We start from the raw sequence: 21,839 nt of genomic DNA, 5'->3' as shown, positions 1-21,839 counted from the left end.
GAATGTCGCGCAAACCTTGGACGCTGCCGGTTCTCCGGTCAACCCTCGCCTGTTGCAATGCGGGCAGACCTGCCGGTTTGCGCTCGTGAATCGCGGTGGATAGAATGCGCCCGATCCTTCGGGCCGGGCGTTGTACGTCCGATCCACCTCTCGGAAAACAGGCCCTCCCCCATGCCCTCCAAGCCCATCGACCTGAAAGACCACATCCGCGGCATCCCGGATTTCCCGAAGCCGGGCATCCTCTTCTACGACATCTCGCCCCTGCTCGCCCATGCCGAGGCCTGGAAGGAGGCCATCGACCGGCTTGCCGAGACGATCCGCCCGCACAAGCCGGACCTGCTGGTCGGGATCGAATCGCGCGGCTTCCTGGTCGCTGCCCCGCTGGCGCTGGCGCTCGGCACCGGCTTCATCATGGTGCGCAAGCACGGCAAGCTGCCCGGCGACAAGATCCGCCACTCCTACGACCTGGAATACGGCACCGACACCATCGAGGTGCAGGCCGACGCGGTGAAGCCCGGCCAGCGCGTGGTCGTGCTGGATGACCTGCTGGCGACCGGCGGCACCATGGCGGCCGCCGTCGCCCTGCTGCGCCAGGTCGGCGCCGACGTGCGCGCCGCCGCCTTCCTGGTGGAGCTGACCTTCCTGAACGGCCGCGAGAAGATGGACGTGCCCTGCCTGCCGCTGCTGTCCTACGATTCGTGACGGCTGCCCGCCCTTGAGATGCCTTGATACGAGGCAATCGCACGGTTTCGAGGCAGGCGCGCGCCTTTTCATCCGTTCCCGGACGCCGTCCTTCCCCGCCGGCCGGCAAGCCAGGCCGGGAGTGACCGGCGCCCGGCCTTGGCACGCGGATTGCCTGCCCCGAAGGGCATGAACACGACCGCCGCCGTCCTCGCCGAAGCCCCGGCGCCCTTCCCTGTCCGGCCGCCCGAGACCGTGTCGATGCGCGCGCGCGACGGAGCGCGGCTGGATGCCGACGTCTACCGCCCCGACGCCGCCGGAAGCTGGCCCGTCCTGCTGCTGCGGGTGAACTGCGGGCGGCGCACGGCGCAGAACAGCCATTACGCGCATCCCCGCTGGTACGCCTCGCGCGGCTACGTCGTGGCCGTGCAGGACGTGCGGGGCTGCGGCACCTCGGAGGGACGCTTCCGCCCCTTCCAGGCGGAGCGGGAGGACGGAGCCGACGCCGTCGCCTGGGCGGCGACGCTGCCAGGCTCGTCGGGGGTCGTCGGCATGTACGGCTGCGGCTACGCCGGCATGGCCCAGCTCCTGGCGCTCGCCGGCCAGCCGGAGGGCAAGGCCCCCCAGGCGCTGCGGGCCGTGGCGCCGGCGCTCGCCGGCTGGGACATCTTCTCCGACTGGGCCTACGAGGGCGGGGCCTTCCGCCTCGCCGAAGCCATGGAATGGGCGCTGCGCTGCGGGGCGGAGGCCGCGCGGCGAGTCGAGGACGGGGCCGCCTACCGAGGGCTGCTGAAAGCCGTGCGGGACCTGCCGCTGAACGACGAGATCCCGTCCCGGCCCAGGGTGCTGCGGGAATACGCGCGCCACACCCATTACGACGACTGGCTCACCACCCCCGGCCCCGGCGGCGAGTGGGACGATCATTCCCCGGCGGCGCGCCTGCGCGGGTCGCCGGCCGGCGTGCCCGTCCTCCAGATCGGCGGCTGGTTCGATGGCCGCCTTGGCGGCACGCTGGACGCCCATGCCGCATTCAGCTCGGCATTTGGCGCACCGGCCCGGCTGGTGGTCGGTCCCTGGATGGCCGGCGGCTGGCACCTGCCCGCGGGCGAGCCGGAAGCACCGGACGAGCGGCCGTCCATCGACGCGCTCCAGCTCGCCTGGTTCGACCGCTTCCTCAAGGGTATCGACAATGGCGCTGATCGCGAGCCCCCGGTCCGGCTCCACGACCTCGCCGCCGGGCGCTGGCGCGGCCTGCCCGTTCTGCCGGAGCCGAACGCCGAGTTCCACCTGGGGGGCGACGGCATGTCCGCGACCCATGGCGACGGCGGACGGCTGGCGCCCGAACCGCCCTCCACCCCCGGCGTGGACGCGCTGGTCCACGACCCGCGCCTGCCGGTGCCGTCGCTGGGCGGCCACACCGCCCCTTGCCCCGGCCTGCATGACCGCGCCGCGCTGGACGCCCGCCCGGACGTCGCCGTCTACGACACCGCCCCCCTCGCCAAGGCGCTGCCGCTGGCCGGGCGGGTCGCCTTGGAGCTGTGCGTGGAGGCCGACGCCCCGTCCTTCGACGTGAACGCCGTCCTGTCCATGGTCCGTCCGGACGGCCGGGCGCTGCCCCTGACCAGCGGCCACGTGCGCGTCGAGCCCGGCGCGCCGACGCGCCCCCTGTCCATCCCCATGCGCGCCGCCTGCGCCACGCTGGAGCCCGGCTGCCGCCTGCGCCTCAGCCTCGCCGGTTCCAGCTTCCCGGCCCATCCGGTCAATCCGGGAACGGGGGCCGAGCCCGGCGAGACGCGGCTGGTCGACGCGCTGCCGGTCACGCTGCTGATCCACACCGGCGGCCCCCGCGCGTCGCGCCTGCGGCTGGCGCTGGCGGAGGGGTGAGGCGCGGGAACGGTCCGGTCAGGGCTCGCCGGGCACCAGCGCCGCCACGGCCCTTTCGGCCTCCCCCTCGCCGCCGAGCCCCACGATCACGCCCGTACGGTCGGCGGCGTTGCGGTTCTGGCTCATCTTCCATTTGCCCTCGATGCGCGCAATCGGCAGGCGGAAGCCGACGATGCCCTTCAGCTGCGCGGCGATGAACTCCTCGGGCGCGTCGGACACGGCCCAGGGATCGGGCCGCCCCGCTTCGTGGCGGTCCGTCAGGGCCGAGACGACGGCCAGCAGTTCCGCTGGATCGTCGAAGAACTCCAGGCTGCCGTGGGCGTGGACGGTCACATAGTTCCAGGTCGGCACCACCTTGCCGGTCTCCCGCTTGGTCTCGTACCAGGAAGGGGAGACATAGGCGTCGGGACCCATGACGATGGCGAGCGCCAGGGTCTCGGGCGCCGCCCGGCGCCATTGCGGGTTCCCGCGCGCGAGATGGCCGAGCAGGGTGCCGTATGCCCCCTGGTCCGGGTCGAGCATCACCGGGACGTGGCTGGCCTCCAGCCCGTCGCCGCCCAAGGTGACGAGATGAGCCAGGCGGGACTGACGGATGGCGTCGTGGAGGACCGGCAGCCGGTCCTCCCGAAAGGCGGGCGGGACATACATGGTCGGTCTCCGTGGGACATGTGGGATCAGCCCGGCGCGCCAGACCCGGCATCGGGCTTGGCGTCCGGCTCGGCTGCCGCCTCCGCCGCGCCGACGAGGCAGACGTCGAGGCTCTGGTCGAGCAGGCGCAGCATCAGCTCGCGGTAGGGCTGCTTGTCGCCGACGGACCAGGCACGCTCGGTGGCGGCGCGGTAGGCCTCCACGTCGTCGGCCCGCACGACCACCGGCGGATGGCCGGCGCGGTTCAGGATCAGGTTGCAAAGGAGGAGCGCCACGCTGGCGTTGCCCTCGTCGAAGGGGCGCACGGTCATCAGCCGGTGGTGCGCCTCGAAGGCCGTCTCGGGGCCGGGCTCGGTCCGCCGCAGCCAGCCCGACAGGGCGGACATGGAGACGCGCAGCTTGGCGGGATCGGGCGAGGCGCCCCCGCCGCCTTCCTTCAGCGGTCCCTCGCGGTAGCGCCCGGCGGTGCGGCCGAATCCCTGGTGGAGCATCGCGTGGAAGGCCGTGATGGTGCGCTCGGTGACCACGCCGTTCGGCTGGAAGGACAGCCGCGCCAGAAGCTCCAGCGAGCGGCGGTGGTTGAGAACGAGCTGCTGCACGCGCGGCGGGCGGTTGCGCAGCACCACGCCGCGGCGGAGCACCGTCTGGATCTCCTCGCGGGTGAGGTCGCCCCCCTCCACCAGAAGGCAGGCGGCGGTCAGTTCAAGCTCGAACCAGTCGGCCAGCGCGTGCACGGCCTTTGCCGGCAGCGGCCGCAGATTGTCCAGAGCCTGCTTTTTCTCATGAATGTCGTCGAGCAGCGCCATGAACCGGTCTCCCGCAGAAAGCCGCTCCCTTGTAGCGGGGGGAGGCGCCGCCGCAAAGACCTTCCGGCAACCATGACGGGACGGGCGGGGGCAAGGCCCGCCCCGTCCCGCTCAGGCCCAAACCCCTCGGCCCGGCCTATTCGGCCGGATGCGCAGCGCCATGGACGATCCCGGCCTCCGCCTCCTCCGGGGGAAGCGGCTTCTTCTTCGCGATGTAGCTGTAGACCGTCGGCACCACGAACAGCGTCAGGAAGGTGCCGAGCAGCATGCCGCCGACGATCACGGCGCCGATGGCCTGCCGGCTCTCCGCCCCCGCGCCCGCCGCGTTGGCGAGCGGAACGGCGCCCAGCACCATGGCGCCGGTGGTCATCAGGATGGGGCGCAGCCGCAGGACCGACGCCTCCTCCACCGCCCGGCGGATGTCCGTGCCCTCGCGCTGGATCTGGTTGGCGAACTCGACGATCAGGATGCCGTGCTTGGTGATCAGCCCGACCAGCGTGACCAGCCCGATCTGGCTGTACACGTTCATCGTCCCCCCGGTCAGGTGCAGCGCCGCCAGCGCCCCGGTCATGGAGAGCGGCACCGTCAGCATGATGACGAAGGGGTCGATGAAGCTCTCGAACTGGGCCGCCAGGACCAGATAGATGAAGGCCAGCGCCAGCACGAACACGAAATAGAGCCCCGTCGCCGATTCCCGGAACTCGCGGCTCTGCCCGGCATAGTCGGTCTGGGCGGTGGCCGGCAGGGTCCGGTCCGCCGCCGCCTGGAGGAAGGCCAGCGCCTCGCCCACCGCCGTGCCGGGGGCCAGTGTCGCGGTGATGGTGGCCGAACGCAGCTTGTTGAAGTGGTTCAGCTCCTTCGGCGAGACCCGCTCCTCGACCTGGACGAGGTTGGCGAGCGAGATCATCGGCGCGGCACCGCCGGCCACGGCACCGCCCCGCACATAGATCGACGCGATGTCGCCGGGGTTGCGGCGGTCCACGCCGGCGACCTGCACGACCACGTCGTACTGCTTGCCATCGCGCTTGAAGCGGGTCACCTGCCGGCCGCCGAGGAAGGTCTCCAGCGTGCGGCCGACCGTGTCCACGTCCACGCCCAGGTCGGCCGCCTTGTCGCGGTCGAGCGTGATGCGCAGCTCCGGCTTGTTCAGCTTCAGGTCGGTGTCGACGTTGACGAGGCCGGGGAAGCTCTTCGCCTCGGCCAGGATGCCGTTCACCATGCCCTGGAGCTGCTCGTAGGGCAGCGAGGTCTGGATGACGAAGTTGACGGGCTTCTCGATGGGGCTCTGCCCCAGCGACGGCGGGTTTGTGACGAAGCCGAGGATGCCGGGAATCCCGAACATGCGCGGGAAGAGCTGGGCCGTGACCTGCTGCTGCTTCTCCTCCCGCTCGTCCCAGTCCTTCAGCCGGACGAAGCTGATGCCCTGGTTGACGACGGGGAAGCCGGTGACCTGGAAGAACTTCTCGATCACCGGGACCCCCCGGTAGATGTCCTCCATCATCTTGCCGTAGCGCTCGGTGTAGTCGAGCGTGGCGCCCTCCGGCGCGATGGCGATGCCGATGATGGTGCCGCGATCCTCGACCGGGGACAGTTCGGACTTCAGCCCGCCGAACAGGACCCAGCTCGCCCCGGCAACGGCCATGCCGACCAGCAGCACCAGCGGGCGGGCGCGCAAGGACAGGCGCAGCAGGCGGCGGTAGCCCTCGGTCATGCCGTTCAGCAGAGCTTCCACCGCGTTGTAGAGCCGGCCGTGCTGCGTCTGGTGGCGCAGCAGCTTGGAGCACATCATCGGCGACAGGGTCAGCGCCACGAAGCCGGACACGATCACCGCTCCGGCCAGGGTCAGCGCGAACTCGGAGAAGAGCCGCCCCGTGCGCCCGGTCATGAAGCCGATCGGCGCGTAGACGGCGGCCAGCGTGATGGTCATGGCGATGATGGCGAAGCCGATCTCGCGCGAGCCCTTCAGCGCCGCCTGGAAGGGGTGCATCCCCTCCTCGATGTAGCGGTAGATGTTCTCCAGCATCACGATGGCGTCGTCCACGACGAGGCCGATGGCCAGCACCATGGCGAGCAGCGTCAGCGTGTTGATGGAGAAGCCCATCATCTGCATCAGCGCGAAGCTGCCGATCAGCGAGACGGGGATGGTGACGAGCGGCACCAGCGTCGCGCGCAGCGAGCGCAGGAACAGGAAGATCACCACCACGACCAGCAGGATCGCCTCGAAGATCGTGTGGAAGACCGAATCGATGGACTTGGCGATGAAGATCGAGCTGTCGTAGGCGACATCCACGCCCATGCCCTCCGGCAGGGCGGCGGTGATCGCAGGAACCGCACCCTGCACCGCCTTGGACACGTCGAGCGGGTTGGCGGTGGACTGCTTGATGACGCCGATGGCGACCGCGCCCTTGCCCATGAAGCGGGCGCTGACCCGCTCGTCCCGGGCACCCAGCTCGGCGCGGCCGACGTCGCTCAACCGCACGAGATAGCCGCCCTCGTCGCGCAGGATGATGCGCTCGAACTCCTCGGGCGTGCGCAGGTCGGTCTCGGAGACGACGGTGAACTCGCGCTCCCGGCTCTCCACCCGGCCGGCGGGGATCTCGACGTTCTGGCGGCGCAGCGCGTTCTCGACATCCTGCGGGGTGACGCCGTAGGCGGCCATGCGCTGCGGGTCGAGCCAGAGCCGCATGGCGAAGCGCCGCTCGCCGAAGATCCGCACCTGGGCCACGCCCGGCAGGTTCTGGAGCCGGTCCTTCACGTAACGGTCGGCGAAGTCCGTCACGTCGAGCGGCGAATGCCGGTCGGAGGAGAAGGCGAGATAGATGATCGGCTGGGCGTCGGCCTCGACCTTGGCGATGACCGGCTCGTCGATCTCGTCCGGCATCAGGGACCGCACGCGGGCCACGCGGTCGCGCACGTCGCTGGCCGCCACGTCCACGTCGCGGTCCAGGCGGAAGCGCAGCGTGATCTGGCTCCTCTCCGCGCGGCTGATCGAGGACATCACGTCGATGCCCTCGATGCCGGAGAGGCTGTCCTCGAGCTGCTGGGTGACCTGGCTCTCGATGATCTCGGCCGAGGCGCCCTTGTAGGTCGTCTCCACCGTCACGACCGGCTCGTCGATCTTCGGGTACTCGCGCACGGCGAGCCGCTGGTAGGAGACGAAGCCGATGAGCATGATCGCGATGCTCATCACCGTCGCCAGGACGGGCCGCCGGATCGAAGTGTCGGAAAGGACCATGGCGTCAGCTCCCGGCCGGCTTGTCGTTGACCACCATCACCGGGGCGCCGTCGCCGATCTTCATCTGGCCGGCGGTCACCACGACGTCGCCGCGGGCCAGGCCCTCGACGATCTCCACCTCGGCGTCGCGGCGCTCGCCCAGCGTCACCCCCACCTGCGCGGCGCGGCCGTCCACCACCTTGTAGACGAACTGCTTCTTGCCGAAGGCGAAGACCGCCTGCTCCGGCACCGTGACGGCGTCCTGCTCGACCTTCAGCGTCAGCTGCACGCGCGCGAACAGGCCGGGGCGGAGGTTGCCTTCCGGGTTGTCGACGCGGGCGCGGATCATCACGGCGCGGCCGTTCACGTCCACCATAGGGTCGATGGCGTAGACCTCGCCCTTGAAGCTGCGGCCGGGGAAGGCGTCCACCGTCACGGCGAGCGGCTGGCCCGGCCGGACGGCCGCCAGATACAGCTCCGGCACCCGGAAACCGAGCTTCAGCCTGTCGATCGCCTCAAGGTTCACGATGGCCTTGCCGGCCTCGACCACGTCGCCGACGGACACCTTGCGCAGCCCCAGCACCCCGTCGAAGGGGGCCGTCACGGTCAGCTTGTCGAGCTGCGCCCGGGCGAGCTGCACGGCGGCCTCCTCCGACTGGAGGGTGGCCGCGGCCTGCTCGCGCGTGCGGGCGGCACCCGTACGCTGCCGGTACAGCTCGTCGGCACGGTTCAGCTCGGCGCGGGAAAAGGCGATGCCCGCCTGCGCCTGTGCCAGGGTGGCGCGGGCGATGGAGTCGTCCAGCCGCAGCAGCACCGTCCCCTTGGTCACGCGCTCGCCCTCCTGGAAGGCGATGGCGGTGATGCGCCCGGCGACCTCCGGCCGGATGATGACCGATTCCTCGGACAGCAGCGAGCCCACGGCGGTGATGGTCCGGGCGAGCGTGCCGACCTTGACCGGCGCGGCCTCGACCGGCATCGGCGGCATGCCGCCCGGCGGGCCGCCTGGCGCCCCGCCCTTCGACGCGCCGCCCGGCGCCGGAGCCGCCTGCGGCAGCTTGCCGGACTTCAGGGCCGCGACGAGGCCATCCACGGTCCCGCCCTGCTTGACGAAATACCAGTAGCCCCCGCCGGCGAGCGCCAGCAGGAGGGCGATGACGAGGAGGCGGAAGGGACTGCGCATGGGACCGGCATCCAGCAGAGGTCCGCGGGCCGGCGGCGCGCGGAACGTTTGATGTTCGCCGCGCGAAAGATTCTTCTGGCGGTGAGGTGAACTGTATCGTTCAGTTCAGCGCGTGAGTCGAGAAGGTTGAGGGCGACAGGGCGAACTGTCGCGTCACGTGTTGCAAACCGGCAAACCGGCGCGCAATTCGATCAAGGTCCTTTCCGCGTCCGCAATGATCAGGTCGGCCAGTTGGCCCGGCCCGATGCGACCCATCGGGTCCAGGGGGCGGACGCGCGCCCCGCGAATCTCCGGTCCCGGCGCGCAGCAGGGCGCCTCCCCCGCCGGCAGCACCGCGCGGATGCGCCCGTCCTCGATGCGCAGGTCGGCGAGCACCGTTCCGCCACCTTCCGGACCGGCCTCCAGCCCGGCGACAGATGCATCGAGCAAGGCGGCGTCGATGCGGACGCGCTTCAACCAGTAGCGCCCGGTTTCGGGAATGCGCGGCGGAGTGAGAGAGGGATCCGGCATGGGCTCGGTCGGTGGTTGGGGCTGGGACGTCCGGTCGCCTAACCGGCGGGCAGCGCGGCGTCCTGCAGCGCGATGAATTCCTGGAAATTGGCGCAGCGCCCCGCCCGGAAGGCCGCCTCGTAGGCGGCGTTCAGCGCGCGCTTGGCCCCGATCGCCGCGCGGAAGTGGGCGCGCAGGTCCGCGTCGCGCAGGCCGAATCCGTCGCGGTCGAGCCGGTCCAGCACATGGCGGTAGCAGGCCTCCGCCCGCGCCCCGCTGTCGGGCGAAAAGGTGATGGAGCCCTCGCGCTGCCGGTACTCGTAGAGCGGCGCCAGGGCGAGCGGCAGCCGCCCCACCCGGTCCAGCACGCGGATGTTGAAGGCGACATCGTCGCAGAAGTTCACGTCCTCCGGCCAGCCGGGCGTCAGGTCGCGGCGGACCATGAAGAACATCGGCACGGAGGTGCCGAGGAAGCGGGCGGCGTCCAGCTCCCCGATCCCCCGCCCCTCCGGGAAAAGGGTGGAGAGCGGCGCCCCGTCCCGGTCGCGGACCACGGCGACGTTGTCGGCGGCCGCACCCGCCGCCGCGGCCAGCGGCGCCAGCACCGCCAGCCGGTCCGGCTCGTAGCGGTCGTCGGCGTCGAGCGGCGCCACCAGGGGCTTGCCCGCCACGCGCAGCCCCGCGTTGCGGGCGGCGGGGGCGCCCGCCCCGATCCGGCCCGTTCCGGTGAAGACCAGCCTGGGGTCCGATAGCCCGGCGGCGTCCAGGATCGCCCGGTAATCGGCGCCGTCGTCGCTGACGATCACCGCCTCCCAGTCCGTCCAGCTCTGGCCGAGCAGGCTCCGCACCGCGCGGGCGATGGTGTCCTGCGCCCGAAAGGCCGGGATGATGACCGAGACGCCGCATCCATCCATCGCCCGCTCCCGACTTCCGCGAAGCTTGACCAGGGCTTCAGCATGCTGAGCGGCGGGCGGCGCTGTCAATCGGCCTTGAGCGACCGGAAAGGCCCTGGAAACAGGTCGGAACGGTGCGGCCTATGCCGATCCGGTGCCCGGATTTCCCATTGCGGCCCGTTGAACGGGGAGCGAATACGGGCTATCTGGAGAGGCGAGAGAGGCGCAGTGCGGCTCAAGTCCGACACCAAGGAGACCAACAACGATGGCGCACGACGGTTACACCCGGTTTGACGACGAGCCCGAAGGCGAGCCGGAGGAGAAGTCGAAGGAAAGCGCCCCGCCTCCGTTCGCTGCCCTGCAGCAGAACCTCTTCAAGGCGCGTGTCGTGCTGATCTTCGGCGAGATCAACATGAAGCTGGCGCAGGCCGTGTCCGCCCAGCTGCTTGGTCTGGCGTATGAGAACGACGACCCGATCACGGTGGTCGTGAACTCGCCCGGCGGCCATGTCGAGGCCGGCGACACCATCCACGACATGATCCGCTTCATCAAGCCCGAGGTGAAGATGCTCGGCACCGGCTGGGTCGCCAGCGCGGGCTGCCACATCTATCTGGCGGCGAAGAAGGAAAACCGCGTCTGCCTTCCGAACACCCGCTTCCTGATCCACCAGCCGCTGGGCGGCACGGGCGGCCGGGCAACGGACATCGCCATCGAGGCGAAGGAAATCATCCGCATGCGCGAGCGGCTGAACCGGATCATCGCGCGCGAGACCGGCCAGCCCTACGAGAAGGTCGCGAAGGACACCGACCGGAACTACTGGATGATGGCCGACGAGGCCCGCGAGTACGGCATCGTCTCGCGGATCGTCAACGGCATGGACGAGCTGAAGTAAGCCCGCCCGCCGGCACATCGGGTACGCGAAAGGCCCCTCTCCCCGGAGAGGGGCCTTTTTCGTGCGCGCTTTCCCTGCAGGCGGCCGATGGCTGCGTCAGGCCGCCGCCAGATCCGGGCGCCCCGCCCGCCAGCGGCCCAGCAGGCTGTCGACCGCCCCGGCGCTCTCCTCCAGCGCCTCGAGCGCGAGCGAGAACTGGTTGGCGGGCGGCAGGTCCAGGGTGATGGTGACGTCGCCGCCGTCCTGCTCCGCCCGGCCGCCGAACTTGCGGGCGAGTGCCCGCATGCGCCGGTTTTCGGCGAGGCAGTAGAGATGCAGCCGCTTGGCGAAACGGTTGCGCGCGATGGTCAGGGCGCGGCGCACCAGCGCGCTGCCCAGCCCCATCTCCTGGAAGGGCTTCTCGACGCTGATCGCCAGCTCGGTGTCCGCCGGCCAGAGCATCCGGTCGCTGCACAGCTCCACCACGCCGCGCAGTTCGCCCCCGATGAAGGCCCCGATCAGCAGCGTGCGGCTCCAGTCGATCCCGTCGCAATGCCGGACGATGGTCGTGTCGGAGGTCGTGCCCGTGAAGCGGGCGTAGCGGTCCGCCTTGTCCAGCCGCAGCAGGTGCGCCCGGTACAGAGCCAGCTCGGCCGGCAGGAGTTTGCGGATGACGGACATGGATCGAACCCGTGGTCGGCGGAATGCGCGCCTTGGCCGAGCGTTCGTCCCCAGAACGGATTGTTGTTGTTTCGAGCGGAAGCTATGCTGCGCTGCAACAGCTATATGCTCCCGCGCCCGGCGGATGGCAAGCGGCGCCGACGGTTGGCGAAGAGGCCGCCCGCCGCTATGGTTCCGGCGCCACGGTGGTGCGGCGCGAAATGGCACCGTCCGGTGGCGCGACATCTGGGAATTTCGGAACGACGGCGATGAGCATCTGGGGCAAGATTCTGGGCGGCGCGGCGGGCTTCACTCTCGGCGGGCCGCTGGGCGCGCTGGTCGGGGCGGTCACCGGCCATGCGGTGGACCGCCACACCGACGGCGGCAATGACAGCAACGGCGGCGACCCGACCCAGAGCGTCGCCTTCACCATCGGCGTCATCGCGCTCTCGGCCAAGATGGCGCGGGCCGACGGGGTGGTGAAGCGGGTGGAGGTGAACACCTTCAAGCGGCTGTTCCAGGTCCCGCCGGAGGAGTTGGACCATGTCGGCCGCGTCTTCGACCTTGCCCGCCGCAGCACCCACGGCTTCGAGGTCTACGCCCGGCAGATCGCCGCCCTCTTCGAGGACCGCCACGCCGTGCTGGAGGAACTGCTCGACAGCCTGCTGGCGATCGCCGAGGCGGATGACGAGCTGCACGAGGTGGAGGCCGGCTACCTGCGCGAGGTGGCGCGGATCTTCGGCTTCGGCGACGCGGACTTCGACCGCATCCTCGCCGGCCATCACATCGCCGGCACGCCGGACGAGAACGACCCCTACCATCTGCTGGGCGTCACCCGTGCCGACCCCGACGACGCGATCAAGGCGGCGCACCGGCGGCTGGTCCGCGAACACCACCCCGACCGGCTGATCGCCCAGGGCATGCCGCAGGAATTCATCGACCTGACCACCCGCAAGGTCGCCGCTATCAACGCCGCCTACGACCGCATCCAGCAGGACCGCGTGCGGGCCTGACGCGCCTTCCCGCCGCCATGCCGGGTGCGCCGTGTTCGGGGCGCAGGGCCGCATAGGCATTTTTGACCATCGCCCCGGCGGGAGGGAGCGCGCTATAAAGGCGCCCCTCCCTTTCCTTTTCGTCTGTCGAGCGATGGCGCCCCCCACCCCGATCACCGCACTCCAGGGCGTTTCCGTCACCTTCGGCGGCCGTCCCCTGTTCGAAAGCATCGACCTGTCCCTCGGGCGGGGCGACCGGGCCTGCCTCGTCGGCCGCAACGGATCCGGCAAGTCGACCCTGATGAAGCTGGTCGCCGGCATCATCCAGCCGGACGGCGGCGAGCGCTTCGTGCAGCCCGGCGCCCGCATCGCCTACCTGCCGCAGGAGCCGGACTTCACCGGCATGAAGACCGTGCACGACTATGTCGCCGCCGGCCTGCCGGAGGACGAGAGCGACGAGCTGCACAAGGTGGACGCCGTTCTCGACCGGCTCCAGGTGCCGGGCCATCTCGACCCGGCCACCCTGTCGGGCGGCGAGGCGCGCCGCACGGCGCTCGCCCGCACGCTGGTCGGCAACCCCGACGTGATGCTGCTGGACGAGCCGACCAACCACCTCGACCTGCCGACCATCGAATGGCTGGAGGGCGAGCTGCTGTCCTACCGGGGCGGACTGCTGCTGATCAGCCACGACCGCGCCTTCCTGAACCGGCTCGCCCGGCGCACGCTCTGGCTCGACCGCGGCACGGTGCGCGCCACCGACCGAGGCTTCACCGAGTTCGAGGCGTGGCAGGCGGAGGTCTTCGAATCGGAGGAGATCGCCGCCCAGAAGCTCGACCGCAAGATCGCCGGCGAGATGAAGTGGCTGCGCGAGGGCATCTCGGCCCGCCGCACCCGCAACATGGGCCGGGTGCGGGCACTCCAGCAGCTCCGCCGCGACCGATCGGAAAACATCAAGGGCGGCCAGCAGGCCAAGCTCGCGGTCGCGGAGGCCGAGCGCGGCGGGCGGCTGGTGATCGAGGCCGAGCACATCGCCAAGGGCTTCGACACGGCCGACGGCCGCAAGACCGTCGTCAAGGACTTCTCCACCCGCATCCTGCGCGGCGACCGGATCGGGCTGATCGGGCCGAACGGCGCCGGCAAGTCCACCCTGCTGAAGATCCTGACCGGTCAGATCCAGCCGGACTCCGGCACGGTGAAGCTCGGCACCAACCTGGAAACCGCCTATTTCGACCAGAAGCGCGAGGGGCTGGACCCGGAGGACACGATCCGCCAGGTGCTCTGCCCCTTCGGTGGCGACAGCGTCATGGTCAACGGCAGCCCGCGCCATGTCGCCGGCTACATGAAGGACTTCCTGTTCGACACGCGCCAGCTCGACAGCCCGGTCAAGTCCCTGTCGGGCGGCGAGCGCAACCGGCTCCTGCTCGCCCGGCTCTTCGCCCGGCCCAGCAACCTGATGATCCTCGACGAACCGACCAACGACCTGGACATCGACACGCTGGACCTGCTGGAAGAGGTGCTCGGCGACTATCAGGGCACGCTGCTGCTGGTTAGCCACGACCGTGACTTCCTCGACCGGCTCGTCACCGCGACCATCGCGGTGGAGGGCGACGGCGTCGTGGCCGAATATGCGGGCGGCTATTCCGACTATCTGGTTCAGCGCCCGGACAAGGGCCCCGCAGCCCAAGCCGCGGCCAAGCCGAAGCCGGCCGCTCAGGCCGCGGCACCCAAGCCGCGCGGCAAGCTCAGCTACAAGGACCAGCGCGAGCTGGACGAGCTGCCCGGCCGCATGGACAAGCTGACGGCCGAGGTCGCGAAGCTGGAGAAGGACCTGACGGACCCGAACCTCTTCACCCGCGACCCGGCGAAATTCCAGAAGACGACCGAGCTTCTCCAGACCCGGCAGAACGATCTGGCCGCCGCCGAGGAGCGCTGGCTGGAGCTGGAAGCCCTGCGCGAGGAACTGGAGGGCGGCCGCGGATGACCTTCCGGGACTCGCTGCTGGCGCTCCTGGTCATGGCGATCTGGGGCTTCAACTTCGTCGTGGCGAAATGGGGCATGGCGGAGTTCCCGCCGATGTTCATCATGTTCTTGCGCTTCGTGGTGGTGGCGGCGGTGCTCGTGCCCTTCGCCCCCTTTCCGCGCGGACGGCTGCTCCAGATCTTTCTGCTGTCGCTGGTGCTCGGCACCATCCATTTCCCGCTGATGTTCAACGGGCTGCTGGGGCTGGACGCGGCCACCGCCTCCATCGTGGCGCAGACGCAGGTGCCCTTCTCCTCGCTGATGGCGGCGATCTTCTTCAAGGACAAGCTGGGCTGGCGGCGCGCCGTCGGCATGGCGGCGGCATTTGCCGGCATCATCGTGATCGCCGGCCAGCCGCGGCTCAGCGGCCAGATCACCCCGCTGCTGATGATCCTCGCCGCCAGCTTCGCCTTCGCGGTCGCCAGCATCCAGATGAAGCTGCTGGGCGACGTGAACGGCTTCGCGCTCAACGGCTGGATGGCGCTCTTCGCCCTGCCCCAGCTCCTGATCCTGTCGCTGATCCTGGAGACCGGCCAGATCGAGGCGCTTCTCAACTCCACTTGGCGGGGCTGGGGCGCCATCGGCTACATGGCCTTCGGGGTGACGATCTTCGCCTACGGGCTCTGGTACCCGCTGCTCAGCCGCTATGCCGTGAACCAGACCATCCCCTATCTGTTGATGGTTCCGGTGTTCGGCGTGGCCGCGGGCGTGCTTCTGATGGACGATCCCTTCACGCTGTCGCTGGTGATCGGCGGGCTGATGACCGTGGGCGGCGTCGCCATCGTCGTGAAGCGGCGCCCGAACACGGTCAGCGAGAAGGTCACCAACCCGACATGACGGTCCTTCCCCCAACGAACCATCTCCGGTGAAGCCCGAACGATGAAGCTGGTCCAGCGCCCCTCCCCCAACCACGGTCCCCGGCCGGAGGGCGCACGGCCCGAACTCCTGATCCTGCACTACACGGGCATGCCCTCGGGGGAACTGGCGCTGTCCCGCCTCTGCGACCCGGCGGCCCAGGTCAGCGCCCACTACACGGTGGACGAGGACGGCACCGTCTACGCCCATGTGCCGGAGGACCGCCGCGCCTGGCACGCCGGGGTCAGCCGCTGGCGCGGCGCCTCGGACGTCAACAGCCGCTCCGTCGGCATCGAGATCGTCAACCCCGGCCACGAGTTCGGCTACCGCCCCTTCCCCGCCCCCCAGATGGAGGCCGTCGCCGACCTCTGCCTCGCCATCATCGGCCGGCACGGGATCGCGCCGGAGGACGTGCTCGCCCACAGCGACGTGGCGCCCTCGCGCAAGGAGGATCCGGGCGAGCTGTTCGACTGGCGCGGCCTCGCCGCCCGGGGCGTCGGCCTCTGGCCCACGCCGTCCCATCCCGACGAGGCCTCGCCCGACGAGACCTCCCTGGGCGAGCCGGATGTGACGACACTGCTGGGACGCTATGGGTACGACACCGCCGAACCGGCCGCCCTGCTCGCCTTCCAGCGCCATTTCCACCCGGAGGCGCTGACCGGCCGGCCCGACCCGGAGACGCTGCGCCGCCTGCGCGCCCTGCTGCGCGTGACCGGGCGCTAGTTTCCCTCTCCCGTCACGCCGAAGACAGGATACATTTCATGTCTCTCGAGAGGTTCGAGCGAGGCGCCCCATGTCCGATCCGGCCTTCAAGCGCATGAGCGTGGACGAATTCCTTCTCTGGGAGGACGGGACCACCACGCGCTACGAACTGATCGACGGCGTGCCGGTCGCCATGGCCCCGAGCCACAGCGCGCACCAGATCATCGTCGGCAACGCGGCGCGCCACATCGGCAACGCGCTGGACGCCCGTCCGCCCTGCCGCGTCCAGCCGGAGGCCGGCATCCTGAAGCCCGACAGCGTCCGAAGCTTCTTCCAGGCCGACCTGGCGGTGACCTGCAAGCCCCACGCGTTCCGGGAGCACGCGATCCCGGATCCGGTCCTCGTCATGGAGGTCCTTTCCCGCTCGACGATGGACCACGACCGCCGGATCAAGCTTCCCGTCCACCGCTCGATCCCCAGCCTGCGCGAGATCGTCCTGGTGGACAGCGAGAGCCTTTTCGTCGAGGTCCACCGTCGACTCGACGAGGCACGCTGGCAGGTGGACCTGCTTCTGGAGCCTGAGGCGATCCTGCGGCTGGACAGCGTCGGCGCCGGCTTCCCCCTCTCCGCGCTCTACCGGAACGTCGAAACGGGGAATGGTTCCGGAACTGGCCCGGGGCTTGATTTGGGATCGGGCCCCACGTCCATTGCGTCCGGGGACGGAACCCTCTAAAAGGAGCGCCGCCAGACGGCTGGATGGCTGCCTTCGGCTCACGCCGGGGGAGGAAAGTCCGGGCTCCACGGAAACACGGTGCCGGCTAACGGCCGGCGGGGGCGACCCTAGGGAAAGTGCCACAGAAAGCAAACCGCCCGGGTCTTTCGGACGCGGGTAAGGGTGAAAGGGTGCGGTAAGAGCGCACCGCGCGACCGGCAACGGGAGCGGCACGGTAAACCCCACCGGGAGCAAGACCGAATAGGGACGGCACGGTCCACCATCCCGTCAGGGGTGGCGTGGGCCAGGCATGTTTTCGCGCTGCCGTCCGGGTTGGTCGCGAGAGGCGCCGGGTAACCGGCGTCCCAGATGAATGGCCATCGCCCGGGGCGACCCGGGTACAGAACCCGGCTTACAGGCCGTCTGGCACTTATACGATTCTCATGAAGTCCTGACCTTCGGTCAGGACTTCCGCGCCATGGGGCGCGGGGCCGCAGTCGCGGCCCCATACCGGGTTCGGATGTCGGAATTTTCCGAACCCGGTATCAAATCCTCCATCCCGGCACCCACCGCCCTTCCCGGCGGCGCCTTCGGAAAAGGGCCGCGGCCCCGTTCCGGGGGCGCGCGCCCATGGCCGCATGGGCCGGAGCGCACCCCGAAGCGCAGCGAAGCGTGGTGGAAAACCGCTCCGCCGTGGGACGGCGCCCCACCGTAGATGGGGGAAAGCCCCTGGGCGCGCACCCCGCCGGCGGGGATAAAACCGGCCCAATCAAAGCTTCCCAAGGCTTGTCCGCGCAGATACCCCCAAGCCGGATCCGCGGAAATCCTGCCTTTCGGCGGCTTCCCCGAACTTGTCCCCAGCTTCATCCACACCCGGTGGATAACTGTGGGGCGATTTCCCATGCCGTCCCATGCCGAACCATGAGAATCACACCCTGGTATTAGCTCCCCGGGACAGCCTGATTCTCAGGCAGCGGCGACCATCTTCAAGTCCGGTTCCGGGCGGCGTCATGGAACATTCTATGAACCTCATAGATCGCAAGGCATAATTTCGGCAGGGCTGTGACTATAAATTTCTTATTTTCGCGCTTGACGCGTGGATCCTTGCATCTCTGCCACAGGGCTCCCGGAATTCTTGACAGGATGGTTTGATTACTGGGGGGAGCGTTGACGCCCATACCGGCCCATGCTATCCCATAAACACCCAAATAACGGGGGGTCCTCTCCCAAAGCTTTACGACTGTAGGGCAGGGGCGGGGATCGAACGGCCAGGGGTGTAAGTCGTTCAGGCAAGCGGGGGGATGTCGGGGCCGATGGCCGTTTTCCTGTCCACATACGTCAACAAAGTTGACAGGAAAGGCCGCGTCTCCATCCCGGCGCAGTTCCGGCAGTCGCTCGCCAAGAGCAGCCTGCCGGGCACGATCTATCTCTGGCCCTCGCTGAACCACCAGGCGCTGGAAGGCGCCGACCAGGATTATCTCGACGTCCTTTCCGACAGCCTTGAATCCCCCGACCTGGACGCGGACGAACGCGAGATGATCGAAACCTTCATTTTCGGGAAGCTGGTTCCCGTCTCCCTCGACAACGAGGGCCGCATCGTCCTCCCGAGGGAACTGGCGGAGTTCGCCAACATCGGCGAGGAGGCCTCCTTCATCGGCCGCCGCAAGACCTTCCAGCTCTGGGAGCCGAACGCCCTGAAGGCGCACGAGGCCGCGCTGCGCGACCAGGTGGTCCGCAAGGACATCTCGCTGAGCCAGATCGTCGCCAAGGCCCAGCGCGGCGCCGCCGGCCGGGCCGGGGAGGGCGCATGACCCCCGCCGCCTCCCCCCACATCCCCGTCCTCCTGAACGAGGTCGTCGAGGCACTCTCCCCGCGCGCCGGCGGCGTCTACGTGGACGGCACCTTCGGCGCGGGCGGCTACAGCCGCGCCATCCTGGACAGCGCGGACTGCCGCGTCTTCGGAATCGACCGCGACCCCGCCGCGATCGAACGTGGACGCGCGCTTTCCGCCGCCTACCCCGGCCGGCTGGAAGTGATCGAGGGCCGGTTCGGCGACATGGACGAACTGCTCTCCTCCCGCGGCATCGGCCCGGTGGACGGGGTGGCGCTCGACATCGGCGTCTCCTCGCCCCAGATCGACGAGCCGGAGCGCGGCTTCTCCTTCCGGTTCGACGGCCCGCTCGACATGCGCATGGGACGCGACGGCCCGACCGCCGCCGACGTCGTGAACGGCGCGGCCGAATCGGAGCTGGCCGACATCATCTATCATTACGGCGAGGAGCGGATGGCGCGGCGCGTGGCGCGCGCCATCGTCGCGGCCCGCGCCGAGACCCCCTTCGAGCGCACCCGCCAGCTGGCGGAACTCGTGCGCTCGGTCGTGCCGAAGGGCAGGGCGGACGCCATCGACCCGGCGACCCGCACCTTCCAGGCGCTGCGCATCCATGTGAACGACGAGCTGGGCGAACTGCGCCGGGGCCTTTCGGCCGCCGAGTCGCTGCTGAAGCCCGGCGGGCGTCTCGCCGTCGTTTCCTTCCATTCGCTGGAGGACCGGGAGGTCAAGACGTTCCTGAAGGAACGTTCCTCCCCTCCCCCGGCGCCGTCCCGCCACGCGCCGCAGGCGCGCGGCGAGGAACGGACCCCATCCTTCCGCCTGCTCTCCCGCAAGCCGATCGGCCCGGGACCGGAAGAAGAACGCAACAATCCCCGCGCGCGCTCTGCCCGGCTGCGCGCGGCCGAACGCACATCGGCGCCGGCCTTCCCGGCGCCCGGTAAGGAGGCTGCATGAAAGGCAAATCGGCGCTGTTCTGGCTCGGTCTGACCGCCGCCGCGGGCGTCGTGCTGTTCGAGACCAGCTACGAGGTCCAGGAACTGGAAGAGCAACTCGCGTCCATGAACCGCAAGATCGTCGCGGAGCAGGAAGCGATCCAGATCCTGAAGGCCGAGTGGAGCTTCCTCAATGACCCGACCCGGCTCGAGTCGCTGGCCCGCCAGCATCTCGCGCTGAGGCCGACCGAGGGACGCCAGTTCGTGGCGCTCGACAGCGTGCCGATGCGCCCGGTGACCATGCCGGACGCCCTGCCCGCCCCCGCCCCGCTCCCCAACGCGCCGCGCGTCGCCCCGGTCATGCCGCCGATGGCGGGCGTGAACAACGGCGGCTCGGTCATGCCGGCCTCGCTGAAGGCGCCGGCCAAGCCCGCCGCCGCGCCGAAGGCCGAACCCGCAAAGGCCGTCAAGCCCGCCGCCGCTCCGGCCGTCCGCTCCACCGACCTGGAGAAGGCGCCCGAGCGGAAGATCGCGAAGCCGACGGAGGTCGCCGCACGTCCGGCGCCGCAGCAGGGCTTCCTGCGCCCGCCCGCCGCCGGCGACAGCCTCGGCGCCCTCGTCGCCCGCCTCGAGGATTCCGGCCGATGAACGCCCTGCCCCCCGAGTTCGAGCCGGCGGCGCACTCCGCCTATGTTCCGCCGCGCGCCGCCAAGCCGCGGACGAAGCTCGCCGTCGCGCTCGAACAGGGGCGCAACCGGCTGATGGTGACCGCCGCCGTCGTGTCGCTGGCCTTCGGCGCCATCGGCGTCAAGCTGATGATGGCGACGCTGCTCGCCGACGGGGCCGAGCCGCGCAAGCACGAGGCGCTGGACCTCGACAGCTCGCCCGTGAACCGGGCGGACATACTCGACCGCAACGGGAACCTGCTCGCGACCTCGCTCGCCATGCAGTCGCTCTACGCCGATTCCAAGGCGGTCATCGACCCGGTCCAGTCCGCGCACAAGCTCATCGAGGCCCTGCCGGAGCTTGCCAACGAGCGCAAGGAACTCGTCGCCAAGCTGTCCAGCGGCAAGCGCTTCGTCTGGCTGAAGCGCAACCTGACGCCCCGGCAGCAGTACGCCGTCCACCGCCAGGGCATCCCCGGCGTCTATTTCGAGCGGGAGGAGCGCCGCTTCTACCCGGCCGGCAACCTGACCTCGCACGTGGTCGGCTACACCGGCGTGGACAACAACGGCCTGGGCGGGCTGGAGCAGAGCTTCAACAAGCGCCTGACCTCCGAACCTGGCAAGCCGCTGCGCCTGTCGCTCGACCTGCGCGTCCAGCACATCCTGAAGAAGGAGATGCTGACGACCATCGAGGAGTTCAGCGCCATCGGCGGCGCCGGCATCGTCTACGACGTGCGCAACGGCGAGGTGGTGGCGATGGTCTCGCTGCCCGACTTCGACCCGCACAACCCCGCGGTCCCGCCGGAGGCCGCCAGCGATCAGGACAAGAACCCGCTCTTCAACCGGGCGACGCTCGGCGTGTACGAGATGGGCTCCACCTTCAAGGTCTTCAATTCGGCGATGGCGCTGGATTCCGGCAAGGTCCGCGTCAGCGACTATTTCGACGCCGCCAACGGCATCCGCATCGGCCGCTTCACCATCAGCGACTACCACAACATGCACCGTGCCCTGACCGTGGCGGAGGTGTTCCAGCACTCCTCCAACATCGGCTCGGTGCGCATGATGCAGGCGGCCGGCATCCAGACCCAGCGCGACTTCATGGCGAAGGTCGGCTTCATGCGGCCGACCACGCTGGAACTGCCGGAGAACGGCTGGCCGCTCGTGCCGAACCCCTGGCGCGAGGTCAACGCCATGACCATCAGCTTCGGGCACGGCATCTCGGTCAGCCCGATGCACACGGTCGCGGCGGCGGCGGCCACCGTCAACGGCGGCATCATGCACAGGCCGACGCTGTTGAGGCACCAGGACGGCGAGCCTGTCCCGGGCGAGCGCGTCCTGTCCGAGCGCACCTCGGACATCATGCGCCGCCTGTTCCGCTTCGTGGTGACCGACGGCACCGCCAAGGGCGCCAACGCCACGGGCTACGTCGTCGGCGGGAAGACCGGCACGGCCGACAAGCAGAAGGGCCGCAGCTACGTGCGCAATTCGCGCATGTCGTCCTTCCTCGGGGCCTTCCCGATGCACGATCCGCGCTACATCGTTTACGTGCTGATCGACGAGCCGAAGGGAACGAAGCAGAGCTACGGCTTCGCCACCGGCGGCTGGGTCGGCGCGCCGCTCGTCGGCCGCATCGTCCGCCAGATCGGCCCGCTGCTGAACGTGGCGCCGGTGGACGAAACCTCGCCGCAGATCCTCAACGCGGTCTACATGTCGACCAGCGGCTCCATCGTTCCGCCCCCTCCCGCTCCAACGAAGGGAAGCTCCGTTGCATCTATCCCGCCTGCTGGCCAACCGCACTGAGGATA

19 protein-coding genes and 1 other RNA gene are annotated in these 21,839 nt (G+C 69.8%); 13 read left to right on the top strand and 7 right to left on the bottom strand.

Annotated features, from left to right (window positions below):
* Window positions 1–186: 186 nt before the first annotated feature.
* Window positions 187–702, top strand: a complete 516-nt coding sequence (locus tag JUB11_RS09650; protein ID WP_207458418.1) for an adenine phosphoribosyltransferase — start codon at window positions 187–189, stop codon at window positions 700–702.
* A gap of 168 nt (window positions 703–870) precedes the next feature.
* On the top strand, window positions 871–2,565 hold the full coding sequence (locus JUB11_RS09645; RefSeq protein ID WP_207458318.1) for a CocE/NonD family hydrolase: 1,695 nt from the start codon (window positions 871–873) through the stop codon (window positions 2,563–2,565).
* An 18-nt stretch (window positions 2,566–2,583) separates the two neighbouring features.
* Here the strand turns inward: JUB11_RS09645 and JUB11_RS09640 are convergent, their stop codons facing one another.
* The 6 genes from JUB11_RS09640 to JUB11_RS09615 form a co-directional block, all read right to left on the bottom strand.
* Window positions 2,584–3,213: an FMN-binding negative transcriptional regulator gene (locus tag JUB11_RS09640; protein ID WP_207458317.1), complete on the bottom strand. Its 630-nt coding sequence runs from the start codon at window positions 3,211–3,213 to the stop codon at window positions 2,584–2,586.
* 26 nt (window positions 3,214–3,239) lie between these two features.
* Window positions 3,240–4,019, bottom strand: a complete 780-nt coding sequence (locus tag JUB11_RS09635) for a Fic family protein (RefSeq protein ID WP_207458316.1) — start codon at window positions 4,017–4,019, stop codon at window positions 3,240–3,242.
* A gap of 136 nt (window positions 4,020–4,155) precedes the next feature.
* Window positions 4,156–7,254 (bottom strand): efflux RND transporter permease subunit, encoded by a 3,099-nt coding sequence (locus tag JUB11_RS09630; RefSeq protein WP_207458315.1) that lies wholly within the window; start codon window positions 7,252–7,254, stop codon window positions 4,156–4,158.
* Window positions 7,255–7,258: 4 nt separating this feature from the next.
* A complete protein-coding gene (locus JUB11_RS09625; RefSeq protein WP_207458314.1) occupies window positions 7,259–8,413 on the bottom strand; it encodes an efflux RND transporter periplasmic adaptor subunit in 1,155 nt (384 codons plus the stop codon).
* Window positions 8,414–8,566: 153 nt separating this feature from the next.
* Complete coding sequence (locus JUB11_RS09620; RefSeq protein WP_207458313.1) at window positions 8,567–8,923, bottom strand: hypothetical protein; 357 nt, start codon at window positions 8,921–8,923, stop codon at window positions 8,567–8,569.
* A gap of 38 nt (window positions 8,924–8,961) precedes the next feature.
* Window positions 8,962–9,816: a glycosyltransferase family 2 protein gene (locus tag JUB11_RS09615; RefSeq protein ID WP_207458312.1), complete on the bottom strand. Its 855-nt coding sequence runs from the start codon at window positions 9,814–9,816 to the stop codon at window positions 8,962–8,964.
* A 244-nt stretch (window positions 9,817–10,060) separates the two neighbouring features.
* Between JUB11_RS09615 and JUB11_RS09610 the strand changes: the two genes are divergently transcribed.
* Window positions 10,061–10,687: an ATP-dependent Clp protease proteolytic subunit gene (locus tag JUB11_RS09610; protein WP_207458311.1), complete on the top strand. Its 627-nt coding sequence runs from the start codon at window positions 10,061–10,063 to the stop codon at window positions 10,685–10,687.
* A 96-nt stretch (window positions 10,688–10,783) separates the two neighbouring features.
* Here JUB11_RS09610 and JUB11_RS09605 read toward each other — a convergent pair whose 3' ends face one another.
* Entirely contained in the window at window positions 10,784–11,347 is a 564-nt protein-coding gene (locus tag JUB11_RS09605; RefSeq protein ID WP_207458310.1) for a GNAT family N-acetyltransferase, read from the bottom strand.
* A 248-nt stretch (window positions 11,348–11,595) separates the two neighbouring features.
* On the opposite strand from JUB11_RS09605, the gene JUB11_RS09600 reads away from it, so the two are divergent.
* The 10 genes from JUB11_RS09600 to JUB11_RS09555 all read left to right on the top strand — a co-directional run bounded on the left by JUB11_RS09600 (window position 11,596) and on the right by JUB11_RS09555 (window position 21,834).
* Window positions 11,596–12,339: a TerB family tellurite resistance protein gene (locus tag JUB11_RS09600; protein WP_207458309.1), complete on the top strand. Its 744-nt coding sequence runs from the start codon at window positions 11,596–11,598 to the stop codon at window positions 12,337–12,339.
* 133 nt (window positions 12,340–12,472) lie between these two features.
* Entirely contained in the window at window positions 12,473–14,299 is a 1,827-nt protein-coding gene (locus JUB11_RS09595) for an ATP-binding cassette domain-containing protein (protein WP_207458308.1), read from the top strand.
* Window positions 14,296–15,174, top strand: coding sequence for an EamA family transporter (locus JUB11_RS09590; protein ID WP_207458307.1), 879 nt, complete (start codon window positions 14,296–14,298; stop codon window positions 15,172–15,174). Before JUB11_RS09595 ends, JUB11_RS09590 begins: the two co-directional genes overlap by 4 nt.
* A 42-nt stretch (window positions 15,175–15,216) precedes the next feature.
* Entirely contained in the window at window positions 15,217–15,915 is a 699-nt protein-coding gene (locus JUB11_RS09585; protein WP_207458306.1) for an N-acetylmuramoyl-L-alanine amidase, read from the top strand.
* A 70-nt stretch (window positions 15,916–15,985) separates the two neighbouring features.
* Complete coding sequence (locus JUB11_RS09580) at window positions 15,986–16,627, top strand: Uma2 family endonuclease (RefSeq protein WP_207458305.1); 642 nt, start codon at window positions 15,986–15,988, stop codon at window positions 16,625–16,627.
* Between the two features lie 11 nt (window positions 16,628–16,638).
* Window positions 16,639–17,037: RNase P RNA component class A (rnpB, locus tag JUB11_RS09575), an RNA gene on the top strand.
* Between the two features lie 882 nt (window positions 17,038–17,919).
* Complete coding sequence (locus JUB11_RS09570) at window positions 17,920–18,417, top strand: MraZ family transcriptional regulator (protein WP_207458304.1); 498 nt, start codon at window positions 17,920–17,922, stop codon at window positions 18,415–18,417.
* A complete protein-coding gene (gene rsmH, locus JUB11_RS09565; RefSeq protein WP_207458303.1) occupies window positions 18,414–19,391 on the top strand; it encodes a 16S rRNA (cytosine(1402)-N(4))-methyltransferase RsmH in 978 nt (325 codons plus the stop codon). Before JUB11_RS09570 ends, rsmH begins: the two co-directional genes overlap by 4 nt.
* Complete coding sequence (locus tag JUB11_RS09560) at window positions 19,388–20,017, top strand: hypothetical protein (RefSeq protein WP_207458302.1); 630 nt, start codon at window positions 19,388–19,390, stop codon at window positions 20,015–20,017. The genes rsmH and JUB11_RS09560 overlap by 4 nt, the downstream gene beginning before the upstream one ends.
* The gene (locus JUB11_RS09555) at window positions 20,014–21,834 is read left to right on the top strand and encodes a penicillin-binding protein 2 (RefSeq protein WP_207458301.1); all 1,821 of its coding nucleotides are present in this window, start codon (window positions 20,014–20,016) and stop codon (window positions 21,832–21,834) included. Before JUB11_RS09560 ends, JUB11_RS09555 begins: the two co-directional genes overlap by 4 nt.
* Window positions 21,835–21,839 lie beyond the last annotated feature (5 nt).

Source organism: Azospirillum sp. SYSU D00513, from assembly GCF_017356015.1.
GTDB lineage: Bacteria > Pseudomonadota > Alphaproteobacteria > Azospirillales > Azospirillaceae > Azospirillum.
Note: the sequence above shows the minus strand (reverse complement) of the source record. Positions and strands in the feature narration are given on the sequence as shown.